Genomic DNA, 24,096 nt, shown 5'->3' on the forward strand with positions numbered 1-24,096 from the left:
TAGCCTGACCGGATCAAGCCGCCAACCACAGTCCCTCTAAAGAAATACAGCAGCAGTCAGGAAGACGCACTAAAAATCATCACCCCACAAGAAACATCAATTAAGCAGAAGGCGCGCGCACTCACCCGCACTTTTGACCCCAACACTCGACCAACACATAGGAATACCGTTATCTTATAATCCGACAATATATATTTACTTAACCTCCACTCTTGCCACCCAGTATTTTTTCGCCAAACATACACTCTTCACTTACTGCCGGAGGCCATTGACCATGGAATTCCAAACAGAAGAGTCGTCATCTTTTTCCAACCTGGAAATCCCTGTAGAAGTCTATACGGAGTGGGACCCCCTGGAAGAGGTCATAGTTGGAATAATGGATGATATTCGCGTACCTGAATGGGATACCGGCCTGAAAGCCATCATACCCGGAGAATCGAGCGACTTTTTCCAGACCTACTCAGGACGGCGTTTTCCAGATGAGCTGGTCAGCAAAGCCAGGCAGGAAGTCAATACGCTGGCCAGAATCCTGGAAGCCGAGGGCATAAGAGTAAGACGGCCAAACGAGTCCAATCACCATCAGCCCATAGTGACTCCCCATTTCACGACAGGTGGCACCTTCTACTCCGCCATGCCAAGGGACTGCCTCTTTGCGATCGGCAAGAAGATCATTGAAGTACCCATGGCCTGGCGCAGCCGTTACTTCGAGACCTTCGCTTTTCGTGACATCATGAACGATTACTTCAGCAGAGGTGCCGACTGGATCTCGGCGCCCAAGCCGATGCTGAAAGACGACATCTGGAAAAAGGATTATGACTTCGATCAGGAGATTCCATTCAATTCCATAATCACTGAAGCGGAACCACTATTTGACGCTGCCGATTTCATGAAAATGGGCCGTGACATCATCGGGCAGCGTAGCCATGTAACCAACAACAAAGGAATCGAATGGCTGCGCAGAACCCTGGGTCCGGACTATCGCATCCACATCTATGAGTTTGAAGAGCCGGGACCCATGCATATCGACACAACGATATTGCCACTGGCACCAGGTCGTGTACTGGTCAACAAAGGCTGGGTACCGCAGATCCCTGACATCTTCAAAGACTGGGAAATTTTAAATCCTCCACCGTCCAACCTGCCAGATGACCATCCGCTTTACATCACCTCCAAGTGGATTCACATCAATGTACTGATGTTGGACGAAAGAACTGTCGTCGTTGAACAGGACGAGGAGGCATTGATCAGCGCCTTTCGCAAGTGGGGATTCAAGACCATCCTCTGTCCGTTCAAACACTTCCAAACCTTTGGAGGCTCCTTTCACTGCGCGACGCTGGATGTCAAACGTCGCGGGAGCCTGAAAAGTTATATCTGATGATGGTCGGCGCCCTGTTTGCAGCACAGGGATGCCCTTAGCGCGCAGGACCGGAGGCCCTGCGCGCTCGACGGCCCCATCCCGCCGGAAAGGTCTATTAGCGCAGAGCATTTCCAGACAGCGCCCAAGGAGCGATACGGGCAGCCGAACCCAAGCCAGGGAATTGAAATGAAAGACAAACCTACTGTACTGATCGCTTCTTCCGACCTTGATGTCACCGCGAAGCTGGAAGCGATAAGGGCGCTGCATGACCTGGAGGGCTGGGCGTTCGTCTTCCTGCTGGAGGATTACCTGGGCGAAGCAGGCGCCGAACTGAAACGGCCGGAAAACTTCATCGTTTCCGACTTCGCTAACGCCACTGAGGTAGCGGGTGCGCTGGATAGAATAGCTTGCAACTATAAAATCTCTACGGCGATCGCTTTTGATGAATTTTCGCTCTACGTCGCCGCCTCAGCAAATGATCGCTGGCAACTCCAAGGCATAACTCGAAAAAATGCTCAACGGTTTCGCGACAAAAAGAAGATGAAAGAAATTGCTCAGCGAGCAGGCATCAAGACAGCCAGGGAAATTACCCTTGATGAAATCAAGCGCGCAGAGATCCAGTTCCCCCTCATCATCAAACCGCGTTCACTGGCAGGGTCTCAAGGTGTCCAGATCATTTCCACAGCAGAAGAACTTTCAAGAATAGATATCAATTTCGACCCTGACTACCAGGACATGAGTGAGCGTCAGTATCTTATCGAAGCCTACAATCCAAGCAGTATCTATCATATAGACTGTGTCGTTCTCGAAGGAACTCTGGCATTCATATCGGTCGGCGAATACCTGGGAAAACCCATTGATTTCCTGCAGGAAAAACCTGTCGGCACGGTGTCCGTCCCCGAGCGGATGATCGAGGATACCTGGCGCCAATTCACTGAAGGCGTGATAGCCGCATTCGAAGCGCCTGACGGGGTTTATCACATAGAAGCCTTCGCCGGTGCAGAACTGCTGGAAATCGCCTACCGACCTGGCGGGGCAGCCATCGTGGAGATGATAGAGATGGTCTATGGGCTGGACCTGAAGCATATCCATCTTGCCGCACAGCTGGGTTTAGCGCCGTCACTCGATATCCAACGCAAGGAAGAGGCCTTTGGCTACATGACCTTTCCTAAAAAACATCTTGCTACCGAGCCGCTCTACGTCACACAGACCGCCTTTCCGCCCCTCGAAAACATGCCGACTCTGAGAACCTATGCGATGCCCAGAGCAGGCGATCTAGCGTCGGGAAAATTCTACTGCTACAAGGATTCGCTGGGTTCTTTCGTATTTTGTGGCAACCGCAAGCTCGTGCTTCAGGACATCGACTACCTGAATAAAAACTACCGGGTCGACGTGGCCGCTGAACAGTGAAAAGCCGCTTTGGAATAATCCTGCCTCAGAGGATTCTCCACAAAACTGGAGGCTAATTTCGTCATGAGAATAGACCAGCCAAACACCATACTGATTATTTCCTCTGAACTGGATGTCAGTGAAGTAATCGCTAACATCAGCAACACCTACCCAATACCGCATTGGACGTTCGTCTATCTTCTGGAGGATCTGCTGGATCAGGCCGGAGCGGAATTGAATCGCACCGACACCTTTCTGGTTCGTGACTTTGCCGCCCATGCCGAGATTGAAAGAGCCTTTGACCGAATCGCCAGCGAGTACCGGGTAACTGCGGTCCTACCCAATGATGAATTCGCGGTACACATTGCAGCTTGGGCCAATGAGCACTGGGGACTGCCAGGGCTAACGCTAGAGGTGGCGGCACGGTTTCGCGACAAGAAGCGAATGAAGCAGATCGCCCAGTCGTTCGACATTCCGACGCCCAGAGAACTCACACTCGACCAGATCAAGGGCGGCGCGGCGACATTCCCGATCATCTTGAAACCCCGGTCCCTGGCTGGCGCCGTCGGGGTCAAGATCATCACCAGTGCCCTCGAGCTTTCCGACATTCACAGCGGTGAGGATGACGCCTATCAGGATATGAGCGACCGTCAGTACATCCTTGAAACCTACAACAGCCAGCCGCTGTATCAGCTAGATGCAGTCGTCCTAAGGAAACAGCTGGCATTCCTGTCCGCGGGAGAATACCTGGGAAAACCCATCGACTATCTCGCCGAGCGCCCGTTGGGGTACCTCTCCGTACCCGAAGACGATCTTCAGGCACGCTGGCGACCCTTCATCGAGCGCGTGATGGTTGCGTTTGACGGGCCTGATGGGGTCTACCATATCGAAGCCTTCGGCGACGCCGACGATGGCTTCGAGCTGCTGGAAATTGCCTACCGCCCTGGCGGAGGACCTACGGCCGAAATGATAGAGCTCGCCCATGGAATAGACCTGCGCCTGCTTCACCTGACGCTTCAATTGGGTCTCTGCGAATCCCTACAGGCCCACCACAGTGCCGAAGCCTGGGCCTACCTGATGTTTCCAAAAAGACACCTGTCCCGTGAGACGCTTTATGTCACGCACCTCTCGCTCCCGGATAGCGAGAACCTGCCGACATTGAAAATCAGCACCCTTCCGCGCCCAGGGGACACAGCATCGGGTGAGTTCTTCTGCCACAAGGATGGCCTTGGAACATTCGTATTCTGTGGTGGGCGGCAAAGAGTCGCTGAAGACGTTCACTACGTTCTGGATCATTACCAGGTCCATCTCGAAGCCAGAAGCAGCTAGGCGCCAACAAAGGGGGGGTAAAGGTTCTCCGGCAAGAGGGACGGGCGTGCAGCCCGCCATTAGGGCACGCACCTGCGCTACCATCGCCTGCAGCCTCACTCCCAGCTACCGTGTCTTGTCTGGGCGGCTGCTGCCAGGGCGATCTCGGCGCCCCATGCTTTGTCGCCAGGCACAGGAGGACAGCGACCCCTATGGCTCACTCCAGCGCGGGTAGCGTGTTCATCAGCCGGGCAACGATTCGATCCCAATAAAAAGGCCCCGACGCCTTACAGCGCCGGGGCCTGATTTTCGCCAGCGAAACGCTGGGGATCAATCCTCGCGATAGCGACGCAGGCGCAGGGCCTTGCCGGCTACGCGGGTGTCCTTGAGCTTGGTCAGCAGACGCTCCAGGCCGTCCTCGGGCAGCTCCACCAGGCTGAAGGAGTCACGGATCTGGATACGGCCGATGGCCTCGCGATCCATGCCGCCTTCATTGATGATGGCACCCAGCAGATTCTTGGCGGCAACGCCGTCACGGGCGCCCAGGGCGGTGCGGCAACGCACACGGCCTTCCGGCAGCGGCTGCATCGGGCGACGCTCACCACGATCCGGACGCTCGCCGCGCTCACCACGCTCAGGACGATCGCCACGCTCGGTACGCGGACGGTCGCCACGGCCCGCGCCGGGGGTCAGCGGCTGCTCACGGCGCAACGACTCGATATCGAGGGCGCGGCCGGCGGTCAGCTTGGCCAGCAGCGCAGCGGCCAGGGTCGAAGGATCGCATTGCAGACGCTCGCACAGCTCCTGACGCAGCGCGCCGTGGGTAGCATCGGCATCGGCCAGCAGCGAACCCACGCCATCGGCCAGACGGGAGATACGGGCTTCCAGCACGGCTTCGGCGTCGGGCAGGCGGATCTCGCCAACCCGCTGACCGGTAACGCGCTCGATCACCTGCAGCATGCGCCGCTCGCGCGGGGTGACCAGCAGCAGCGCGCGGCCTTCACGACCGGCACGACCGGTACGACCGATACGGTGCACATAGGACTCGGGATCGTAGGGCATGTCCACGTTGAGCACGTGGGTGATGCGCGCCACGTCCAGACCGCGCGCCGCCACGTCGGTGGCGACCACGATGTCCAGCGAACCGTCCTTGAGGGACTCGATGGTCTTCTCGCGCTGAGCCTGGGGCATGTCGCCGTTCAGGGCGCTGACGCGATAGCCCTGGCGCTCGAGCAGCTCGGCCAGGTCCAGGGTCGCCTGCTTGGTCCGCACGAAGGCGATCAGGGCGTCGAAGTTCTCCACTTCCAGCAGGCGCAACACCGAGGCGGGCTTCTGGTCGGCATGGACCATCAGATGCGCCTGCTCGATGCGGGCGACGGTCTGGGTCTTGGCCGCGATGCGGACGTGTTGCGGGTTCTTCAGATGACGTTCGGCGATGGCGCGGATCGACGGCGGCAGGGTCGCCGAGAACAGGACGGTCTGGCGGGTTTCCGGCATGGCTTCGAAGATGAATTCGAGGTCGTCCATGAAGCCCAGCTTGAGCATCTCGTCGGCTTCGTCGAGCACCAGGCGCTGGACGGTGGCCAGCAGATTGTCGTCACGGCGCAGGTGGTCGCACAGACGGCCGGGGGTGGCGACCAGTACCTGGGCACCCATGCGCAGGGACTTCAGCTGCGGACCCATGGGCGCGCCGCCGTAGAGAGCCACGACTTTGACGCCAGGCATCTCGGTGGAATAGGTTTCGCAGGCGGTTGCGACCTGCAGGGCCAGTTCACGGGTAGGAACCAGCACCAGAATCTGGGGTTCACGACGGGACGGGTCGAGCTGCGAGAGCAGCGGCAGAGCAAAGGCTGCGGTCTTGCCGGTACCGGTCTGCGCCTGGCCGATCATGTCGTGGCCGGCGAGGATCACCGGAATGGACTGCGACTGGATGGGCGACGGCTCTTCGTAACCGACGGCCTTGATGGCGGCGAGGATGGCGGGATTGAGATTGAGCGCAGCGAAATTGCTGATGTCCTGGGTCATTGTCTTGCCTCGTGTGCTTCGCAAAGACCCCAAAGCCAAGAGCTGCGCTTATCCGAATGACCGAAGTCGCCCAGGCAGCCAAGGTGTGAGCTTTTTGCGAAATAGCGGATGAAAGGGGGTGAAGCGTCTAGGATTGTTCGCCGTTGGGCGAACGCACGACCGGGGTGGCCATGGTGGCGGACCGGGAGAATGCAGTTCCTGAACGGAAGGTCAAAAAGACCGGGGCGAATAATACCCGAACCCTGGACATTTCTCCAGAGAACCTTGGTCTACTTTTGAGGTCAGGTTGCCGCACGCAAGTTGTCCAGATAGGACTCCAGATCGAAGCCGATGCGCAGGCTCAGTTCCCGAACGCGCTGCCGCGTAGCCGCCTCGTCCAGCTCCTGTTCCAGACTCGCCGGTACCAGCAGGATCACGTTGCCCTCCACCACCGGGCACTCCCAATAGTGATGACGGAACAGCCCGCGCAGCAGCGCGGCGCCCAGCGGCTTGCCGTCGGTGGCACTCCACTGGTTGATCATCAGCCAGCCGCCGGGATTGAGCTTGGCCTGGCAGTTCTCCAGAAAGCGCCAGGCCAGATGGGCGCTGGAGGGGCCGACGTCGGTGTAGAGATCGACAAAGATCAGATCGGCAGGCGCTGCGCTGTCGAGCAGGTCCAGGGCATCGCCGATGCGGATCGCCAGGCGTGGATCCTCGGCCAGGCCCAGATGCTGGCGGGCCAGGCGCGGCACTGCGGGGCGCAGCTCCAGCGCCTCCACCGCCTCCAGGGGCAACCACTTGAGGCAGGCCTGAGTCAGGGTACCGGCGCCCAGCCCGAGAAACAGCGCACGGCGTGGCTGCGGGTGGCAGAGTGCGCCCAGCAGCATGGCGCGGTTGTAGTCATATTCCAGCCAGGCCGGGTCCTGGGTGAAGACGCAGCTCTGCTCCACTTCCTCGCCGAACTCCAGAAAGCGATAAGGCCCCACCTCGACCACCCGGATCCGGCCATGGTCGTCGACGACCTCTTCCAGCAACACTTCCGTCTCGACCATCACTACCCTCCTCTATAGCCGCCCATGGTAGCCGCGATGGGCACTGTCTATCGAGCGTTGCGCCCGTCATCGGTTACCATGGACGGCTTCGTCGCACCACTCAGAGAAAATCATGTCCGCGCCCTGGAGCCCCACCAGCTGGAGAAGCCTGCCCATCCAGCAACAGCCCGAATACCCCGATCAAGCCCGCCTCGCCGATGTCGAGCGCACCCTGGCCGGCTATCCGCCCCTGGTGTTTGCTGGCGAAGCCCGTGAATTGCGCCGGCAGTTCGCCGAGGTGACCCAGGGTCGGGCCTTCCTGTTGCAGGGCGGTGATTGCGCGGAAAGCTTCTTCGAATTCTCCGCGGGCAAGATTCGCGACACCTTCAAGGTGCTCCTGCAGATGGCGGTGGTCATGACCTTCGCCGCGGGCTGCCCGGTGGTCAAGGTCGGCCGCATGGCCGGCCAGTTCGCCAAGCCGCGCTCCTCTGGCGACGAAATCCAGGACGGCGTCTCCCTGCCGGCCTACCGCGGCGACATCGTCAACGGCATCGACTTCACCGAAGGCAGCCGCATCCCGGACCCGCAGCGGCTGATCCAGGCCTACAACCAGTCCACCGCAACGCTCAACCTGCTGCGGGCCTTTGCCCAGGGCGGCTTCGCCGACCTGCACCAGGTGCATCGCTGGAACCTGGATTTCATCGCCAACTCGGCCCTGGCCGACCGCTACCACCAGTTGGCGGATCGCATCGACGAGACCCTGGCCTTCATGCGCGCCTGCGGCCTGGACACCGCGCCGCAGGTCAAGGAAACCAACTTCTTCACCGCCCATGAGGCGCTGCTGCTCAACTACGAAGAAGCCTTCGTCCGCCGCGACAGCCTTACCGGCGACTGGTACGACTGCTCCGCGCACATGCTCTGGATCGGCGATCGCACCCGCCAGCCCGACGGTGCCCACGTCGAATTCCTGCGCGGCGTGAACAACCCCATCGGCGTCAAGGTCGGTCCTTCCACCACCAGCGAAGACCTGATCCGCCTGATCGATACCCTTAACCCGGAGAACGATCCGGGGCGCCTCAATCTCATCGTGCGCATGGGCGTGGGCAAGGTCGCCGATCACCTGCCGCGCCTGATCCAGACCGTGGAGCGCGAAGGCCGCCAGGTGCTGTGGAGTTCCGACCCCATGCACGGCAACACCATCAAGGCCTCCACCGGCTACAAGACCCGGGACTTCGCCAGCGTGCTGGGCGAGGTCAAGGAGTTCTTCGGCGTGCACCAGGCCGAGGGCACCTACGCGGGCGGCATCCATATCGAGATGACCGGCCAGAACGTCACCGAGTGCATCGGCGGCGCCCGCCCGGTCACCGAAGACGCCCTGTCCGACCGCTACCACACCCATTGCGACCCGCGTCTGAACGCCGACCAGTCCCTGGAACTGGCCTTCATGATCGCCGAGACGCTCAAGGGCATCCGCCGCTAGGCAGAGGGCGCGGCGCGATCTAGTGCCGCGCAACAGCCTCACGCAAGACGTCCGCCGGCCCGTGCAACTGCAGGTCGGCGAGACCCAGCCAAGCAGCCAGGGAGCGCAACTGCGCCGCCAGGGCATCCAGTCCTTCGTCATCCAGGCCTGCCGCCTCCAGATGCACCGCATGCACTGCCAGGCGCGACTGCGCCCGCTCGGCGCGCAGATCCACCCGTGCCGCCAGCCGCTCCCGATAGAGAAAGGGCAATACGTAGTAGCCATAGACCCGTTTGGGCGCCGGGGTATAGATCTCCAGTCGATAGCGGAATCCGAACAGCTGCTCGGTGCGCTCGCGCTCCCAGACCAGGGAGTCGAAGGGCGACAGCAGCGCCGCCGCCTGCACCGGACGCCCGGGATTCGGCGCCTCGGCCACATAGGCCGGCTTCGACCAGCCCTGCACCTGAACGAGCTGCAGACTGCCCTCCTCCTGCAATTCGGCGATGCCCTGCCGCGCTTCGGCGGGACTCAGGCGAAAGTAGTCGCGCAGCTGGACTTCGCTCGCCACGCCCAGGGCACGGGCACTGCGCAGCAGCAAGGCCCGGCGCGCGGCTTCCGGCGTAGGAGCAGGCGCCGCGAGGATCTCCGCCGGGAGCACCCGCTCGGGCAGGTCATAGAGGCGCTCGAAGCCGCGCCGTCCGGCCACCGTCACCTCACCCGCGGCGAACAGCCACTCCAGCGCCAGCTTGCCCGGACTCCAGTCCCACCAGGGACCGGCCTGCTCGACCCGCTTCGCCAGGCTGCCAGCGCCCAGGGCGCCCCGTTGCACCACCGCCTCCAGGGTCTGGGCGACGACCTGCGGCTGCTCGACGGCGAACCGCGCCAATTGCCGATAGATGCCAATGCCCTGGCGCGCCTGATCGCGTCGCCAGCGCAGTTCGGCCCAAACCTCGGCCGGCACCAGCGAGGCTTCATGGGCCCAGCATTCATAGAGCTGCCGCTTGCGCCCCTGACCCCAGGCCAGGGCATCGAAGTCGGCGAAGGCATAGCGGCCGAGACGACTGAACAGCGGTAGATAGTGCGAGCGCACCAGGGCATTGACCGAATCGATCTGCAGCACATTCAGGCGTGCGGCCTGCCGATACAAAGCGGCCAGGCCCGCACCGCCCTTGGGTTGACTCCCGAAACCCTGGGCACGCAAGGCCAGGCGCCGGGCTTCGCGCAGGGAAAGGCTATCCATCCGAGCTCCTGACAGAGAGAGGTGATCTTCCACCCTAGCAGGATCGGCGGCGGCCCTCCTCTGCGGGTTGCCGCCAGAACGGCTTGTCGGCTTCCTGCCAGGCATCGGCGCGACTCAGGCCGAGGTCGTGCAGCGCGCCCTCATCCAGGCGATAGAGGGCCCGGCGTTGGCGAGATAGCTCGACCGCCCGGCGCAACCACGCCCAGACCTGCCGCAGACGGAAGATGACGCCCGGAACACCCGGGGTACGCGCAGACGAATCTTGGTGAGCGATGAGCTGAGCCATGGTGAATCTCCTGCTCCAGGGGGTATGGCTCAAGTCTGAAAGCTGGCATAACATCAATCCAACGAATCTTTCTGATGCGATCCATTCGCCTGGTTGATGCCATGAGTTATCCGAGCATAGAGACCGATCTGTTGCGCACCTTCGTCGCCATCGCCGATCAAGGCGGCTTTACCCGCGCGGCCGAGGTGGTCAATCGCACCCAGTCGGCGGTGAGCATGCAGATGCGCAAGCTCGAAGAGAACGTACTGCAGCGGCGGCTGTTCGAACGGGAGGGCCGCCAGGTGCGCCTGACGGCGGAGGGTCAGATCCTGCTGGGCTTCGCCCGGCGCATCCTCAAGCTGCATGGGGAGGTGATGACCACCCTGCGCGAACCGCACATGGTGGGTACGGTGCGTATCGGCACCCCCGATGATTACGTGATGAGGTTCATTCCCGGCATCCTGGCGGGCTTCGCCAAGGCCTATCCGCTGGTGCAGGTGGACGTCCATTGCGAGACCACCGCCGGCCTGCTGCAATGCCAGGACCTGGACCTGACCATCGTCACCCGTGCACCGGGCAACGAGATCGGCCTGCCCCTGCGTCGCGAGCGCTTCATCTGGGCGGAGGCGCCGGGTTTCGATATCCACCAGCGCGATCCGCTGCCGCTGGCGATGTTCAACACCTCGTGCTTTCTCAGCGAATGGGCGCGCCGGGCGTTGGACAATCGCGGCCGCGGCTATCGCCTGGCCTACAGCAGCCCGAGCCTTGCCGCCCTGCTCGGCATCGTCAAGGCCGGCCTCGCCGTCACCGCGCAGCTGGAAAGCCTGCTGCCGAGCGAGCTGCGCCGGCTGGGAGAGGCCGACGGCATGCCCGACCTGCCGGCCTGCTCCATCGAACTGCTGCGCAATCCGCGCAGCGCCTCGCCGATCATCGACACCCTCGCCGAGCACATCGCCGAGGGCTTTCGGCAGTAGGACTTGTCTGAAAAGTCGCCGAGCGAAGGTGAGGCAAGGCAAAAATCAGCGAGGAAGCGGAGTTTACAAAGGGTAAATGAGCATTCCGAGCTGATTTTTAACGCAGCATCACCAATGCGCAGGCAGTTTTCAGACAAAGTCTAATCAGCGCAGCGCCAGCAGCACCGCACACAGCAGCAGGAAACCGCAGAACAGCAGACGCAGCAGCCGCTCCGGCAACTGGTGCGCCAACTTCACGCCCCAGCTCACGCTGAGCAGTCCACCCAGGGCGAGCGGAATACCCACGCTCCAGTCGACTTCCCCATGCCAGGCATAGCTGGCCAGGGTGACCCCAGTGGTCGGCAGCGCCATGGCCAGGGACATGCCCTGGGCCGCCACCTGGGTCATGCCCATCACCCCGGCGAGAATGGGGGTGGCGATCACCGCGCCACCGACGCCAAACAGCCCGCCGACCAGCCCCGCCACCAGCCCCAGCACCCCGAGCCCCAGGCGACTCGGCGTCGTCAGCGGCGGCTGGCCACGGCGATAGAGTTGCCAGAGGTTGTAGAGCACCAGCACGAGCAGGAAGCCGACGAAGCCGTGGCGCATGGAGCGGGCGTCCAGGGACACCGCCAGCGCCGTACCCGCCAGGGCCGAGAGCATGCCGGCGGCGGCCAGCAGACCGGCGCGCTGCCAGTCGATGCGATTGCGCTGGTTGTACTTGTAGACCGACAGCAGCACGTTGGGCACCACCATCACCAGGGCGGTGCCCTGGGCCAGTTGCTGGTCGAGGCCGAACAGCAGGGCCAGCACCGGAATGGCGATCAAGCCACCGCCGATGCCGAACAACCCACCCACCACACCCAGCACCGCCCCGAGGGCGATATCGATCAAGAGCTGAGACAGCAATTCCACGGCGCACTACCCAGAAGCGAATAGATTCGGAAACCGTTGTCCGGCGCACCGCCAGCGGAGCGCCAGACAGCAAAAAGCCCGGCAAGCCGGGCTTTCTAGCGAGACGCCGGGTTTAGACCTTGGCGCGCGACTTGTACTCGTTGGTACGGGTGTCGATCTCGATGTGGTCACCGATGTCGCAGAACTCGGAGACCTTCAGCTCGTAGCCGTTGTTCAGGCGAGCGGTCTTCATGACCTTGCCCGAGGTGTCGCCGCGAACGGCCGGCTCGGTGTAGGAGATCTGGCGCACGATGGTGGTGGGCAGTTCGATGGAGATGACGCGGTCGTTGTAGAACACCGCTTCGCAGACGTCGGTCATGCCGTCTTCGATGAAGGCGATGGCATCGCCCAGGTCGTCTTTCTCGACTTCGTACTGGTTGTAGTCGTTGTCGACGAACACGTACAGGGGATCGGCAAAGTAGGAATAGGTCACTTCCTTGCGATCCAGAATCACCGGCTCGAGCTTGTCGTCGGCGCGGAAGACGGTCTCGGTCGCGCTGCCGGAGAGCAGGCTCTTCAGCTTCATCTTGACCACTGCAGCGTTACGGCCGGACTTGTTGTATTCAGCTTTCTGGATGACCCAGGGAGCGTTGTCGATCATGGCCACTTGGCCGGCACGGAACTCTTGTGCGGTTTTCATGCGGTTATCCGTATGGATGGAAGAACGGGATTTCGAGGCGCCATATGATAGCCAATCTGTATGGAAATGCACCAGGCTGGCGGCAAGATCGCTGTGAGAAGCCATCCGATCGCTCCAGTCACGCGCCAACAGACGCCATTCCCCGACCTGTGTGTCCAGCGCCGACCAGGCGGCTGCCAGGTCGCCGCGACCGTTCCAGGCCAGCCACAGGGCACTGACCGCGGAGCCCAGTTCAGGAGTGCCAGACGCCACATAGCGCGCCAGGAAGGCCTCGAGCTTGACGAAGTGGGCGTCCTCTTCCTGCGGGTAGATGTGCCAGACGAAGGGATGCGCCGCCCACTGCGCGCGGACGAAGGAGTCCTCCCCGCGGATGGCATTGAAGTCGCAGCACCACAGCAGCCGGTCGTACTCCTGCTGGGAGACGAAGGGCAGCACCTGCACCCGCAGGGCGCCGCGACGGTGGCCGTCGCCGGCCTTGAGCCAGTCCACGCCGAGCCAGGCGGCGACGTTCGCCAGCACCCGTCCTTCCGGCACCAGCAGGCAGGTAGGCTGGGAGCCGACGCTGAGGGCGTCGAGCCAGTCGATCAGCGCCGGGTTCTCGTAGGCGAACAGCGAGAACAGCCGCTCCCCGGGCTGGCGCCGCACGCCCAGCCCAGCGAGAAAGTCGTCCCGGACCGCGGCAGCCTGGAGGAAGCCGTCACGCTGATCGAGCAGATCGTGCTCACGCAGCAGCCCGCCCACCTTGGCGGTAAAGCCGGGAAAGAAGAAGTACTTGTTCAGCCCGGTGGGCTGCAGCGAAGGCAGCGCGTGACAGCCTTCGATCCACTCCTCGGCGCTCAGGTATTCCAGGTTGAGCCAGAGCGGGCGCTCGGCGCGACGCGCCATGGCGGTGACGAAACCTTCCGGCAACTGACAGGCGAAGGCTTCCACCACCACGTCGCCGGGCTCGGCCGCCGTCCAGTCGGCGTGCCAGAGCCGCACCTCGACCCCGCGATGCCATTGCTGCTCGGCGGTGCCATCGACCCCCGGCTGGATCCGCGCCAGGGGATAGAGGTCGTCGATCCAGAGGCGGACCTGCTGTCCATGCTCGGCGACCAACTGATGGGCCAGACGCCAGGTGATACCCGCGTCGCCATAGTTGTCCACCACCGTGCAAAAGATGTCCCAGGCTGCCATGCCATACCTCTAAGTCATTGATATCGAATCGTGTTCCGCCTGATTGGCGGGCGGACGCGGGACGGCTTCTAGTGAACCCAGTCACACCGCGACCAAGAGCGGGTCGGTAGTATCCGCGCTTTTTCGGACGGATTCTAAATGTCGTTGCGCCCTGCCCTGCTGTTCTGCCTGAGCCTGGCTTCCCTGAGCGCCCTGGCGACGCCCCAGCCGCCGCAGCCGCCGCGTACCTTCGGCGAAGCCAAGGTAGTGGCGGCCAAGGTCTATGCCAAGCAAGGCGTGGACTTCTATTGCGGCTGCCACTACAGCGGCAAGACCGTGGACCTCAAGAGCTGCGGCTACGTCCCACGCAAGAGCGCCCAGCGCGCCAGCCGCATCGAGTGGGAACACATCGTCCCCGCCTGGGTGATCGGCCACCAGCGCCAGTGCTGGCAGAAAGGCGGTCGCCAGAACTGCACGGCCAACGACCCGGTGTACCAGAAGGCCGAGGCCGACCTCTTCAACCTGGTACCGGTGGTCGGCGAGGTCAATGGCGACCGCAGCAACTTCGCCTTCGGCTGGCTGCCGCAGAAGCCCAACCAGTATGGCGCCTGCCAGATGGTGGTGGACTTCAAGGCCAAGACCGCCATGCCCCGCCCGGAAATCCGCGGCATGGTCGCCCGTACCTACTTCTACATGAGCGATCGCTACGACCTGCGCCTGTCCAAGCAGGATCGCCAGCTCTACACCGCCTGGACCAAGCAGTATCCGCCGGAGGCCTGGGAGCGTCAGCGCAACCAGCGCCTGGCCTGCATCATGGGGCGCGGCAATCCCTATGTCGGCGAGACCAAGGCCTGCAAATAATGCGCTTCAAGCAGCGGTTGGAATCCCGCTGTGGAATCTCAACTCGCGATCGCTGGAGGTGATCAATTCCACCTCCAGGGCGCGGACCTCGGCGATCTTGGCGTCGACGTCGTCGCGCTCGCCATAGAGATAGGCGAGCTTGAGATAGTCCTGGAAATGCCGGGCCTCGGAGGCCAGCAGACCGCTGTAGAACTTGCCCAGCTCCGCGTCCAGGTGGGGCGCCACCGCACCGAAGCGCTCGCAGGAGCGACATTCGATGAAGGCACCGATCACCAGGCTGTCGGTCAGCTTCAGCGGCTCATGGTTGCGGCAGAGCTTGCGCAGGGCGCCGGCATAGCGGGCCGAACTGACGTTGCGGTGCTCGATGCCGCGACGCTTCATGATCTGCAGCACCTGTTCGAAATGGCGCAGCTCTTCGCGGGCGATGCGCGACATCTTCCAGGACAGCTCGGCGCGATTGGAATAGGTGAACAGATAGTGGAAGGCGGCGCCGGCGGCCTTCTTCTCGTTGTTGGCGTGGTCCTGCAGCAGCGTCGGCAGGTCCTGCAGCGCGGCCTCGACCCAGGCATCCGGCGTGCGGCAACCGAGGAATTCGTTCATCTCGGGCAAGGACATCAGCGTGCTCCCGTGCAAAAGCCGCGCATTATAGAGAAAGGCAGGCGCCTGGGCAGCGCCGCCTGCCTGCTGGCGTTCAGACGCGGCTGTCGATGCCTTCGAGCAGGAAGCGCGGAGCGATGTAGCGGTCGTAGTGGGCTTCGGAGAGCAGGAAGAATTCCCGGTCGATGGCGTCGCGCAACTCGGCCAGGGGGCGATCGCGAAACTCCGGCAGCAGGCGCAGCCCATAGGCATCCAGTTGCTGGATGTGGCGCGCGCCCCGGGCCAGCAACTGATAGGCCCAGCAATACTCCGACTGATCGGGCCGGAAGCGGATGCTGCGTTGCTGCAACTGCTGGTGCAACAGTGCCGGATCGAAGACATCGACCTTGGCCGACACCACCTGCACCAGCAGCAGCTCCAGACGTGCCCACACGGCGCGCCGCTCCTCTTCGCTGTAGAGATTCCAGTTCACCACCTCGTGGTGGAATCTCTTGCAGCCACGACAGACGTGGTCGCCGAACATCGTCGAGCACAGGCCGACACAGGGCGTCTTGATGACAGGAGCGGGCATGGGCGGCAAGCCTTGGAGCAAAACGCCTAGTCTAGCCGGAAACGTCAACGACCGGCGCGGGTGGCCCGCGCCGGTCGTGCAGAATCCCATCCTGATCACAGGATGCGGATCACACCGCGGCGACACCCCGGCTCGCCAGCGGACTGGCGCTGCGGCGGCTCAACCCGTAGAAGAACAGTCCACCGAGGAAGCAGCCGGTGAACCAGGCGAAGTTGGCGATCGGCTTGAACCAGGGCACGAAGGTGAAGCACAACCCGATCAGCGCCGCGGCAACCAACGCCTGCACCGCCACCCAGTTGACGCCGCCGCTGTACCAGTAGGCGCCATTCGGGGTGTCGTCGAACAGCGCATCGACCTCGATCCGGCCTTTGCGCAGCAGGTAGTAGTCCACCAGCAGGATGCCGAACAGCGGGCCGATGCAGGCAGCCAGGACGTCCAGGGTGTAGTGGATCACCTCGGGGTTGTTGAACAGGTTCCAGGGGGTGAGGAAGATCGAGGCCACCGCGGCGATCATGCCGCCCGCGCGCCAGCTGATCTTGCTGGGCGCCACGTTGGCGAAGTCGAAGGCCGGCGAAACGAAGTTGGCGACGATGTTGATGCCGATGGTGGCGGTGACGAAGGTGAAGGCGCCGAGCAGCACCGCGGTGGTGTTGTCGATGCGGGCCACGGTGGCGATGGGATCGTGGATCATCTCGCCGAACACCGGGAGGGTGCCGGACACGATCACCACGGTGACCAGGGAAAACGCCAGGAAATTGATCGGCAGGCCCCAGAAATTGCCGCGACGCACATCCTGCATGGAGCGGCAGTAGCGGCTGAAGTCACCGAAGTTGAGCGTGGGCCCGGAGAAATAGGACACCACCAGGGCGATGGCGACGATCACCTGGCCGAAGGCGGCCCAGCCGGTCAGCTGCTTTTCCGCCAGGGTGAAGCTGATGTTGCTCCAGCCGGCGCGCCAGACAATCCAGGCGGCGAGCAGGAACATCACCGCATAGACGGCCGGACCGGCCCAGTCGATGAAGCGGCGGATGGATTCCATACCCGCCCAGAAGACGCAGGCCTGGAGGAACCAGAGGGTGAGGAAGCCGCCCCAGCCGAGATAGGACAGGCCCAGGAAGCTGCTGTCGCCATAGACCGCCAGCGCGGGAAAGAAGCGCAGCACCACGATGACCAGGGCACTGGAGGCCAGATAGGTCTGGATGCCGTACCAGGCCACCGCGATCAGGCCGCGGATCACCGCCGGGATGTTTGCGCCGAAGACGCCGAAGGCCAGGCGACAGATCACCGGATAGGGCACGCCAGCCTGCTGGCTGGGCCGGGCGACCAGATTGGCGATCACCTGAACGATGCAGATCCCTACCAGCAGGGCGATCAGCACCTGCCAACTGGCCAGGCCCAGGGCGAACAGGCTGGCGGCGAAGACATAGCCGCCGACGCTGTGCACGTCGCTCATCCAGAAGGCGAAGATGTTGTACCAATTCCATTTCTGCTCGACCGGGCCGAGGTCTTCGTTGTACAGACGTGGGCTGTAGCCCGGGGGAATCTGCTGGTTCATGGATCGCCTCCTCCGTGGTGGCGGGCACCTGCATACGGCGCCTGCCTTGTTTTGTATACAATCCCTCCAGGCAGAGTCCGTGCCAGGTGCTCCAAAATGGTCTTAACTCGCTGGCTCCATAGGAAATTTCCAGGAAAGGAGGCTCTAAGTCAGACGCCGGAGCGTTACCGGGGATGCACTCCCCTGGGGCGTTAGGTGGCAATGAGGCGCTACCTTGGCGCACAGAGCCCGACGCATTCGCGCATCGTCAGCGCTCTATACTTTGTATACAATTCAGGCAAATCGCCGGAGTCAGCCCATGAGTGCAGTACCCGCGTCACTCGCCGTTGCCGCCTCTCCCCGGGACGAGCGGATCTACCAGGACATCCTCGAGGCCATCGTCGAGCATCGCCTGGCGCCAGGCACCCGGCTGCCGGAAGACACCCTGGCGGAGACTTTCGGCATCAGCCGCACCGGCATCCGCAAGGTGCTGCAGCGACTGGCGCTGGAACGCCTGGTGACCCTGCGCGCCAATCGCGGCGCCCAGGTCGCCCAGCCCAGCGCCAAGGAAGCCCAGGACATCCTCGCCGCGCGCCAGCTGATCGAGCCGGCGCTGATGCCCCTGGTGGCCGCCCGGGTCGACAGCGCGCAGCTGGCGTCCCTGCGCCAGCTCTGCCTTGAGGAGCACGAGGCCCAGCACGGCGGGCGCCACAGCCTGGCGATCCAGCTGTCCGCGCGCTTTCACGTCGAACTCGCCGCGCTGGCCGACAATCAGGTGCTGACCGAACAGGTCGCCCAATTGGCCAGCCGCTCTTCGCTACTGATCGCCATCTACGGCTCGCGGCACAGCCTGGGCTGCGATTGCGGCCAGCACGAAGACCTGCTGGACCTGCTCGCCCGGGGCGAGGGTGCGGCCGCCAGCGATTGGATGGCGCGCCACCTGCGCCTGATCCGCGAATCCCTCCGGATCGACCGGCCCACGGCCGCCGAGCCCGATTTCCGCAGCATCTTCAAACGCAGTTGAGGCCCCTCATGCAGATCCAGGTCATCAATCCCAATACCAGTGCCAGCATGACCGCCAAGATCGGTCGCGCGGCCCAGGCCATCGCCCGTCCGGGCACCACCATCCTTGCCAGCAATCCCGAAGCCGGCCCCGTGTCCATCGAGAGTCACTACGACGAGGCCGTGGCCGCGGTCGGCGTGATCGAAGAGATGCGCAAGGGCGTCGAGGCGGGCTGCGCGGCCCATGTCATAGCCTGCTTTGGCGATCCGGGCCTGCTCGCCGCGCGGGAAATGGCCAGGGGGCCGGTGCTGGGCATCGCCGAGGCCGGCTTCCATCTGGCCAGTCTGCTGGCCACCCGGTTCGCCGTGGTGACCACCCTCACCCGCACCCGCATCATCGCCGAGCACCTGCTGCAGCGGTACGGCTTCGCCGAACTGTGCACCTCGGTACGCTGTATCGACCTGCCGGTACTGGCCCTGGAAGCCGCCGATGACAGCTTGATCGAACTGATCGCCGCCGAGGGTCGCCGCGCCCGCGACGAGGAAGGCGCCGGCGCCATCGTGCTCGGCTGTGGCGGCATGGCCGATCTGCGCGAGGCCCTGAGCGAGGCCATCGGCATCCCGGTGATCGAAGGCGTCAGCGCCGCGGTCAAGCTGGCCGAGTCACTGGTGGACCTGGGACTGGGCACCAGCAAGCATGGCGACCTGGCCTACCCCATCGCCAAGCCCTTCAGTGGACGCTTCGCCCATCTGGGCCGCTAGCGTGCCACCGGGGTCCAACGACCGGGAGCAGATGCGACAACGCAGCGCTTAACTTCGCCCGAGGCTTGGCGTAGAATTAGGCAGCCTTATAGGCGCAATGTCCGATACGAAGCTGTTTTCAAAGCGTCACGAGCAAAGTATCCGGTGATCCGGCAGCGGCGGCCTCATCAACCGCCCTGCCGCCGATCAGCTCTTCAGCAGCCGGCGTAAAACTTTGAAAACAGCTTCCGGCGGAATGCGTCCGGCGCGACGGCGGTCCTGCCCGCAGCCTCCCCCGTCATACCCTGCCGGATACATTCCGGGGCGCCAGCCCCCGGACGCAATATTGGACCACTGATGAGGGTCAACCTGTGCTTGAAGCCTATCGTAACCACGTAGAAGAGCGTGCCGCCCAGGGCATCGTGCCCCAGCCGCTGAACGCCGAGCAAACGGCCGGTCTGGTCGAACTGCTGAAGAATCCCCCGGCCGGCGAAGAAGAATTTCTCGTCGACCTCATTACCAACCGCGTACCGCCGGGCGTCGACGAAGCCGCCTATGTGAAGGCCGGTTTCCTCTCCGCGGTCGCCAAGGGCGAAACCCAGTCCCCGCTGATCTCCCGCCAGCGCGCCACCGAACTGCTGGGCACCATGCAGGGCGGCTACAACATCGCCACCCTGGTCGAGCTGCTGGACGACGCCGAACTGGGCGCCGTGGCCGCCGAACAGCTCAAGCACACCCTGCTGATGTTCGATGCCTTCCACGACGTGGCCGAGAAAGCCAAGGGTGGCAACGCCCACGCCAAGGCCGTCATGCAGTCCTGGGCCGAAGGCGAGTGGTACAGGAAGCGTCCGGAAATCGCCGAGAAGTACACCCTGACCGTGTTCAAGGTGCCGGGCGAAACCAACACCGACGACCTCTCTCCCGCCCCTGACGCCTGGTCGCGTCCGGACATCCCGCTGCACGCCCTGGCCATGCTGAAGATGGCTCGCGACGGCATCGTGCCCGAGCAGCAAGGCAGCATCGGTCCGCTGAAGCAGATCGAGGAAGTGCGCGCCAAGGGCTTCCCGGTCGCCTACGTCGGTGACGTGGTCGGTACCGGTTCTTCCCGCAAGTCCGCCACCAACTCGGTGCTGTGGTTCTTCGGCGATGACATCCCCTACGTGCCGAACAAGCGCGCTGGCGGTTTCTGCTTCGGCTCCAAGATCGCCCCGATCTTCTACAACACCATGGAAGACGCCGGCGCCCTGCCGATCGAATTCGACGTGTCGGAGCTGGAAATGGGCGACGTCATCGACGTCTATCCCAAGGCCGGCAAGGTCACCCGCCATGGCAGCGACGAGGTGCTCGCCACCTTCGAACTCAAGACCCCCGTGCTGCTGGACGAAGTCCGCGCCGGCGGCCGTATCCCGCTGATCGTCGGCCGCGGCCTGACCGAGAAGGCACGCGCCGAACTGGGCATGGGTCCGACCGACCTGTTCAACAAGCCGGACCAGCCGGCCGAGAGCAGCAAGGGCTACACCCTGGCGCAGAAGATGGTCGGCAAGGCCTGCGGCGTCGAGGGCGTACGCCCCGGCACCTACTGCGAGCCGAAGATGACCACCGTCGGCTCCCAGGACACCACCGGCCCGATGACCCGCGACGAGCTGAAGGACCTGGCCTGCCTGGGCTTCTCCGCCGACCTGGTGATGCAGTCCTTCTGCCACACCGCGGCCTATCCTAAGCCCATCGACGTCAAGACCCACCACACCCTGCCGGACTTCATCCGCACCCGTGGCGGTGTCTCCCTGCGTCCGGGCGACGGCATCATCCACAGCTGGCTGAACCGCATGCTGCTGCCCGACACCGTCGGCACCGGTGGCGATTCCCACACTCGCTTCCCGATCGGCATCTCCTTCCCGGCCGGTTCCGGCCTGGTGGCCTTCGCCGCGGCCACCGGCGTCATGCCGCTGGACATGCCGGAGTCGGTACTGGTGCGCTTCAAGGGCAAGATGCAGCCCGGGATCACCCTGCGTGACCTGGTGCATGCCATCCCCTACTACGCCATCCAGAAGGGCCTGCTGACCGTCGAGAAGAAGGGCAAGAAGAACATCTTCTCCGGCCGCATCCTCGAAATCGAAGGCCTGGAAGACCTGACCGTGGAGCAGGCGTTCGAGCTGTCCGATGCCTCCGCCGAGCGTTCCGCCGCCGGTTGCACCATCAAGCTGTCGCCCGAGTCCATCACCGAGTACCTGCAGTCCAACATCACCCTGCTGCGCTGGATGATCGAGGAAGGCTACGGTGATCCCCGCACCCTGGAGCGCCGTGCGCGCGCCATGGAAGCCTGGATCGCCAACCCGGAACTGCTCGCCGCCGATGCCGACGCCGAATACAGCGAAGTCATCGAGATCGACCTGGCCGAGGTCAACGAGCCGGTGCTGTGCGCCCCGAACGATCCGGACGACGCCCGCCTGCTGTCCCAGGTGGCCGGCGACAAGATCGACGAGGTGTTCATCGGTTCCTGCATGACCAACATCGGTCACTTCCGCGCCGCCGGCAAGCTGCTGGACAAGGTCAAGGGTTCGATCCCGACCCGTCTGTGGCTGTCGCCGCCGACCAAGATGGACCAGCACCAGCTGACCGAGGAAGGCTACTACGGCATCTACGGCAAGGCCGGTGCGCGCATGGAAATGCCGGGTTGCTCGCTGTGCATGGGCAACCAGGCCCGCGTGGCCGCCAACGCCACCGTGGTGTCCACCTCCACCCGTAACTTCCCCAACCGCCTGGGCGACGGCGCCAACGTCTACCTGGCGTCGGCGGAACTGGCCGCGGTGGCCTCGATCCTGGGCAAGCTGCCCAGCGTCGAGGAATACATGGAATACGCGAAGAGCATCGACAGCATGGCCGCGGACGTCTACCGCTACCTGAGCTTCGACCAGATCGCCGAATTCCGTGAAAGCGCCGAGAAAGCCCGTATCGCCGCCGTCGAAGTCTGACGCTAGCGTTCGGTACTGAAAAACCGCCCCTCGGGGCGGTTTTTTTATGGGGGTTTCGCCGTGGGGTGGACAAGGCGAAGCCTGTCCACGGAGCAAGCCGGGAACGGCCTTGGTGGCTGTCGGTAAAACAGGCTGCGCCGTTTTCCACGCTACGAAAGCCTTAAGCGGCACTTAACCCGGACGTTCTAGGCTCCGGGTTCCCTTATGCCGAGGTCTGCCCATGAAACGTCTTGCGGTCGTCATCCTGTCGGTCTCCCTGCTCGGCCTCAGCCAGGCGAGCCTGGCGGCGGGTTGCATCAAGGGTGCAGTGGTCGGCGGAATGGCCGGGCATGTCGCCGGTCACCATGCCATCGCCGGCGCCGTAGCCGGTTGTGCCATCGGCCACCACCTGGCGGCGAAGGCCAAGGAAGACGCGCAGCACGCTCACGGCTGATTGGCCGTCCGCCATCACGACCGACTGCTGGAGGATCATCCGGATGCCGCGTCCACTGCTTGCGCTGCTGTTGTCGCTGGGTCTCTGGAATGCCGCTGCCCTGGCCGCGGAGCCGACTGCCACGCGCTCCCTGGCCACGGCCTATGGCGCCCGGCTGAAAATCGGCGCGGCGGTCGAGCCCGAACAACTCGCGGACGCCGACGGGGTGCTGCTGGCCCGGCAATTCAGCAGTCTGGTAGCGGAAAATGCCATGAAGCCCCTGCGCATTCATCCCCAGGAAGACCGCTATGTCTTCGGACCGGCCGATGCCCTCGTCGCCTTCGCCGAACAGCACGGCCTGGCGGTGCGGGGTCATACCCTGCTCTGGGGCAGCCATACCCCGGACTGGTTCTGGCAAGCTGCCGATGGCCAGCCGGCCACGCGCGACCAGGTGCTGCAGCGCCTGAAGCAGCATATCGCCACGGTAGTCGGCCATTACCGCGGGCGGGTCTATGCCTGGGATGTGGTCAACGAGGCCATAGACCCCAATCAGTCCAGTTGCCTGCGCGACGATCGCTGGATGCAGGTGGTCGGTCCTGACTATCTCGCCGTGGCCTTTCGCGCCGCCCATGCCGCCGATCCCCAGGCACGCCTGTTCATCAACGACTTCAACACCCAGGAACCGGCCAAGCGCGACTGCCTGGCGCGGGTGGTGAAGGGCCTGCTGGCCGAGGGCGTGCCGGTGCAGGGCATCGGCCACCAGACCCATATCAGTCTCTACTGGCCATCCCTGGCGGCCATCGACCAGTCGCTCACCACCTTCGCCCGCCTCGGACTGGAAAACCAGATCACCGAGCTGGACATGAGTCTCTACCAGCATCACGACTACCAGCCGCCGCAGCCACTGGCGCAGCGCCTGAACCTGCAGGCCGAGCGCTATCGCGACCTCATGGCCCTGGTGCTGGCCCATCCCGAGGTCACCGCGGTGACCTGGTGGGGCGTGGCCGATGATCACAGCTGGCTGAACCACCAGCCCGGGGCGCCCGGGGACGATCAGCCGCTGCTGTTCGATCGCCAGCAGCGGCCAAAGCCGGCCTATTGGGCGGTGCTGCACCTGCGACCGCATCAGTGAGCACGCCTTGCCAACGGCTCTGACGCAGCCTCTCAACTCTCGCCCAGGCCGAGCCTTGTTGCGGCTGGCACCTGGATCGCGGCCTTGGACCGCTCCTACAGTCATACATGAGGCGGTAGGAGCGGCCCATGGCCGCGATATCGATGGCCCTCTGACGATGCAGGTGATTGGTGGCGTCCACGGCACGCTGGTGGCCGAGAGGGAGAGCCGGAGAACTGATACGGATCGGCCTGGTCAATTGTTACAGGACATTACTTCGCACCCACGAGAGGTCGCCACCATGAAGCTCCTGCCTACCCTTGCCCTGTCTGTTCTGCTGCTCGGCGCCAGCCAAGCCACCTTCGCCGCCGGTTGCGTCAAGGGCGCCGTGGTCGGCGGCGCCGCGGGCCATGTTGCCGGTGGTCACGGCGTCGCCGGTGCCGCGGCGGGCTGCGCCATCGGTCACCACGAGGCCAACAAGAAGGCCAAGGAAGAACAGCAGGCCGCGCCCAAGCAATAGTCCCAAGGCCCCGCCCGCAC

Annotated in this window: 21 protein-coding genes and 1 pseudogene; 12 read left to right on the plus strand and 10 right to left on the minus strand. The window is 63.5% G+C overall.

The annotated features are described in order from the left end of the window. Window positions 1–274 precede the first annotated feature (274 nt). From QE444_RS14945 to QE444_RS14955, 3 genes are all read left to right on the plus strand, one after another. Complete coding sequence (locus tag QE444_RS14945) at window positions 275–1,375, plus strand: amidinotransferase (protein WP_309739475.1); 1,101 nt, start codon at window positions 275–277, stop codon at window positions 1,373–1,375. A gap of 168 nt (window positions 1,376–1,543) precedes the next feature. Continuing rightward, the gene (locus tag QE444_RS14950; RefSeq protein ID WP_309739477.1) at window positions 1,544–2,767 is read left to right on the plus strand and encodes an ATP-grasp domain-containing protein; all 1,224 of its coding nucleotides are present in this window, start codon (window positions 1,544–1,546) and stop codon (window positions 2,765–2,767) included. A gap of 63 nt (window positions 2,768–2,830) precedes the next feature. Beyond that, window positions 2,831–4,075 carry a serine kinase gene (locus tag QE444_RS14955; RefSeq protein ID WP_309739479.1) on the plus strand — a complete coding sequence of 415 codons (1,245 nt, stop codon included), beginning with the start codon at window positions 2,831–2,833 and terminating at the stop codon, window positions 4,073–4,075. 309 nt (window positions 4,076–4,384) lie between these two features. Here QE444_RS14955 and QE444_RS14960 read toward each other — a convergent pair whose 3' ends face one another. Together QE444_RS14960 and QE444_RS14965 are read right to left on the minus strand one after the other, a co-directional pair. Continuing rightward, complete coding sequence (locus tag QE444_RS14960; protein ID WP_133860657.1) at window positions 4,385–6,079, minus strand: DEAD/DEAH box helicase; 1,695 nt, start codon at window positions 6,077–6,079, stop codon at window positions 4,385–4,387. A 281-nt stretch (window positions 6,080–6,360) separates the two neighbouring features. Continuing rightward, the gene (locus QE444_RS14965) at window positions 6,361–7,110 is read right to left on the minus strand and encodes a spermidine synthase (RefSeq protein ID WP_208691347.1); all 750 of its coding nucleotides are present in this window, start codon (window positions 7,108–7,110) and stop codon (window positions 6,361–6,363) included. A gap of 112 nt (window positions 7,111–7,222) precedes the next feature. On the opposite strand from QE444_RS14965, the gene QE444_RS14970 reads away from it, so the two are divergent. Next, the gene (locus QE444_RS14970) at window positions 7,223–8,569 is read left to right on the plus strand and encodes a class II 3-deoxy-7-phosphoheptulonate synthase (protein WP_133860659.1); all 1,347 of its coding nucleotides are present in this window, start codon (window positions 7,223–7,225) and stop codon (window positions 8,567–8,569) included. Window positions 8,570–8,588: 19 nt separating this feature from the next. Here QE444_RS14970 and QE444_RS14975 read toward each other — a convergent pair whose 3' ends face one another. Together QE444_RS14975 and QE444_RS14980 are read right to left on the minus strand one after the other, a co-directional pair. Further along, the gene (locus QE444_RS14975; protein ID WP_285389022.1) at window positions 8,589–9,788 is read right to left on the minus strand and encodes a winged helix-turn-helix domain-containing protein; all 1,200 of its coding nucleotides are present in this window, start codon (window positions 9,786–9,788) and stop codon (window positions 8,589–8,591) included. A 34-nt stretch (window positions 9,789–9,822) separates the two neighbouring features. After that, window positions 9,823–10,074, minus strand: a complete 252-nt coding sequence (locus QE444_RS14980) for a DUF1127 domain-containing protein (protein WP_187979382.1) — start codon at window positions 10,072–10,074, stop codon at window positions 9,823–9,825. A gap of 101 nt (window positions 10,075–10,175) precedes the next feature. Between QE444_RS14980 and QE444_RS14985 the strand changes: the two genes are divergently transcribed. Next, entirely contained in the window at window positions 10,176–11,027 is an 852-nt protein-coding gene (locus QE444_RS14985; protein WP_309741999.1) for a LysR substrate-binding domain-containing protein, read from the plus strand. 144 nt (window positions 11,028–11,171) lie between these two features. On the opposite strand, the gene QE444_RS14990 is transcribed toward QE444_RS14985, so the two are convergent. The 3 genes and pseudogenes from QE444_RS14990 to earP form a co-directional block, all read right to left on the minus strand. Next, complete coding sequence (locus QE444_RS14990; protein WP_187981359.1) at window positions 11,172–11,912, minus strand: sulfite exporter TauE/SafE family protein; 741 nt, start codon at window positions 11,910–11,912, stop codon at window positions 11,172–11,174. 121 nt (window positions 11,913–12,033) lie between these two features. After that, complete coding sequence (gene efp, locus QE444_RS14995; protein WP_166655901.1) at window positions 12,034–12,600, minus strand: elongation factor P; 567 nt, start codon at window positions 12,598–12,600, stop codon at window positions 12,034–12,036. Window positions 12,601–12,648: 48 nt separating this feature from the next. Then, window positions 12,649–13,776, minus strand: a pseudogene (earP, locus tag QE444_RS15000) (elongation factor P maturation arginine rhamnosyltransferase EarP); the annotation flags it as partial. Between the two features lie 138 nt (window positions 13,777–13,914). Here earP and QE444_RS15005 point away from each other — a divergent pair. Beyond that, window positions 13,915–14,616 (plus strand): endonuclease, encoded by a 702-nt coding sequence (locus tag QE444_RS15005; RefSeq protein WP_133860664.1) that lies wholly within the window; start codon window positions 13,915–13,917, stop codon window positions 14,614–14,616. A 6-nt stretch (window positions 14,617–14,622) separates the two neighbouring features. Here the strand turns inward: QE444_RS15005 and QE444_RS15010 are convergent, their stop codons facing one another. The 3 genes from QE444_RS15010 to QE444_RS15020 form a co-directional block, all read right to left on the minus strand. Further along, complete coding sequence (locus QE444_RS15010) at window positions 14,623–15,234, minus strand: tRNA-(ms[2]io[6]A)-hydroxylase (protein ID WP_166655902.1); 612 nt, start codon at window positions 15,232–15,234, stop codon at window positions 14,623–14,625. Between the two features lie 73 nt (window positions 15,235–15,307). Beyond that, window positions 15,308–15,784 carry a DUF1289 domain-containing protein gene (locus tag QE444_RS15015; protein WP_309739483.1) on the minus strand — a complete coding sequence of 159 codons (477 nt, stop codon included), beginning with the start codon at window positions 15,782–15,784 and terminating at the stop codon, window positions 15,308–15,310. Window positions 15,785–15,893: 109 nt separating this feature from the next. Next, on the minus strand, window positions 15,894–17,339 hold the full coding sequence (locus tag QE444_RS15020) for an NCS1 family nucleobase:cation symporter-1 (RefSeq protein WP_187979383.1): 1,446 nt from the start codon (window positions 17,337–17,339) through the stop codon (window positions 15,894–15,896). Window positions 17,340–17,637: 298 nt separating this feature from the next. Between QE444_RS15020 and QE444_RS15025 the strand changes: the two genes are divergently transcribed. The 6 genes from QE444_RS15025 (at window position 17,638) to QE444_RS15050 (ending at window position 24,076) form a co-directional block, all read left to right on the plus strand. Then, window positions 17,638–18,342 (plus strand): GntR family transcriptional regulator, encoded by a 705-nt coding sequence (locus QE444_RS15025; protein WP_133860668.1) that lies wholly within the window; start codon window positions 17,638–17,640, stop codon window positions 18,340–18,342. 8 nt (window positions 18,343–18,350) lie between these two features. Further along, window positions 18,351–19,082, plus strand: a complete 732-nt coding sequence (locus tag QE444_RS15030) for an aspartate/glutamate racemase family protein (protein WP_187979385.1) — start codon at window positions 18,351–18,353, stop codon at window positions 19,080–19,082. 350 nt (window positions 19,083–19,432) lie between these two features. Beyond that, complete coding sequence (gene acnB / locus QE444_RS15035; RefSeq protein WP_285389016.1) at window positions 19,433–22,033, plus strand: bifunctional aconitate hydratase 2/2-methylisocitrate dehydratase; 2,601 nt, start codon at window positions 19,433–19,435, stop codon at window positions 22,031–22,033. Between the two features lie 220 nt (window positions 22,034–22,253). Next, window positions 22,254–22,466, plus strand: coding sequence for a hypothetical protein (locus QE444_RS15040; RefSeq protein WP_082900463.1), 213 nt, complete (start codon window positions 22,254–22,256; stop codon window positions 22,464–22,466). Window positions 22,467–22,509: 43 nt separating this feature from the next. Next, window positions 22,510–23,577, plus strand: a complete 1,068-nt coding sequence (locus QE444_RS15045) for an endo-1,4-beta-xylanase (protein ID WP_309739494.1) — start codon at window positions 22,510–22,512, stop codon at window positions 23,575–23,577. Between the two features lie 280 nt (window positions 23,578–23,857). After that, entirely contained in the window at window positions 23,858–24,076 is a 219-nt protein-coding gene (locus QE444_RS15050) for a hypothetical protein (RefSeq protein WP_158897040.1), read from the plus strand. Window positions 24,077–24,096 lie beyond the last annotated feature (20 nt).

Origin of the sequence: Pseudomonas sp. SORGH_AS_0199 (assembly GCF_031453735.1) — a bacterium.
GTDB lineage: Bacteria > Pseudomonadota > Gammaproteobacteria > Pseudomonadales > Pseudomonadaceae > Chryseomonas > Chryseomonas aestiva.

Excerpts from the sequence above, each read along its gene's own strand:
- QE444_RS14945 (WP_309739475.1), top strand. The coding sequence starts at position 275 with ATGGAATTCCAAACAGAAGAGTCGTCATCTTTTTCCAACCTGGAAATC.
- QE444_RS14950 (WP_309739477.1), top strand. The coding sequence starts at position 1,544 with ATGAAAGACAAACCTACTGTACTGATCGCTTCTTCCGACCTTGATGTC.
- QE444_RS14955 (WP_309739479.1), top strand. The coding sequence starts at position 2,831 with ATGAGAATAGACCAGCCAAACACCATACTGATTATTTCCTCTGAACTG.
- QE444_RS14960 (WP_133860657.1), bottom strand. The coding sequence starts at position 6,079 with ATGACCCAGGACATCAGCAATTTCGCTGCGCTCAATCTCAATCCCGCC.
- QE444_RS14965 (WP_208691347.1), bottom strand. The coding sequence starts at position 7,110 with ATGGTCGAGACGGAAGTGTTGCTGGAAGAGGTCGTCGACGACCATGGC.
- QE444_RS14970 (WP_133860659.1), top strand. The coding sequence starts at position 7,223 with ATGTCCGCGCCCTGGAGCCCCACCAGCTGGAGAAGCCTGCCCATCCAG.
- QE444_RS14975 (WP_285389022.1), bottom strand. The coding sequence starts at position 9,788 with ATGGATAGCCTTTCCCTGCGCGAAGCCCGGCGCCTGGCCTTGCGTGCC.
- QE444_RS14980 (WP_187979382.1), bottom strand. The coding sequence starts at position 10,074 with ATGGCTCAGCTCATCGCTCACCAAGATTCGTCTGCGCGTACCCCGGGT.
- QE444_RS14985 (WP_309741999.1), top strand. The coding sequence starts at position 10,176 with ATGAGTTATCCGAGCATAGAGACCGATCTGTTGCGCACCTTCGTCGCC.
- efp (WP_166655901.1), bottom strand. The coding sequence starts at position 12,600 with ATGAAAACCGCACAAGAGTTCCGTGCCGGCCAAGTGGCCATGATCGAC.
- QE444_RS15005 (WP_133860664.1), top strand. The coding sequence starts at position 13,915 with ATGTCGTTGCGCCCTGCCCTGCTGTTCTGCCTGAGCCTGGCTTCCCTG.
- QE444_RS15015 (WP_309739483.1), bottom strand. The coding sequence starts at position 15,784 with ATGCCCGCTCCTGTCATCAAGACGCCCTGTGTCGGCCTGTGCTCGACG.
- QE444_RS15020 (WP_187979383.1), bottom strand. The coding sequence starts at position 17,339 with ATGAACCAGCAGATTCCCCCGGGCTACAGCCCACGTCTGTACAACGAA.
- QE444_RS15025 (WP_133860668.1), top strand. The coding sequence starts at position 17,638 with ATGAGTGCAGTACCCGCGTCACTCGCCGTTGCCGCCTCTCCCCGGGAC.
- QE444_RS15030 (WP_187979385.1), top strand. The coding sequence starts at position 18,351 with ATGCAGATCCAGGTCATCAATCCCAATACCAGTGCCAGCATGACCGCC.
- QE444_RS15040 (WP_082900463.1), top strand. The coding sequence starts at position 22,254 with ATGAAACGTCTTGCGGTCGTCATCCTGTCGGTCTCCCTGCTCGGCCTC.
- QE444_RS15045 (WP_309739494.1), top strand. The coding sequence starts at position 22,510 with ATGCCGCGTCCACTGCTTGCGCTGCTGTTGTCGCTGGGTCTCTGGAAT.
- QE444_RS15050 (WP_158897040.1), top strand. The coding sequence starts at position 23,858 with ATGAAGCTCCTGCCTACCCTTGCCCTGTCTGTTCTGCTGCTCGGCGCC.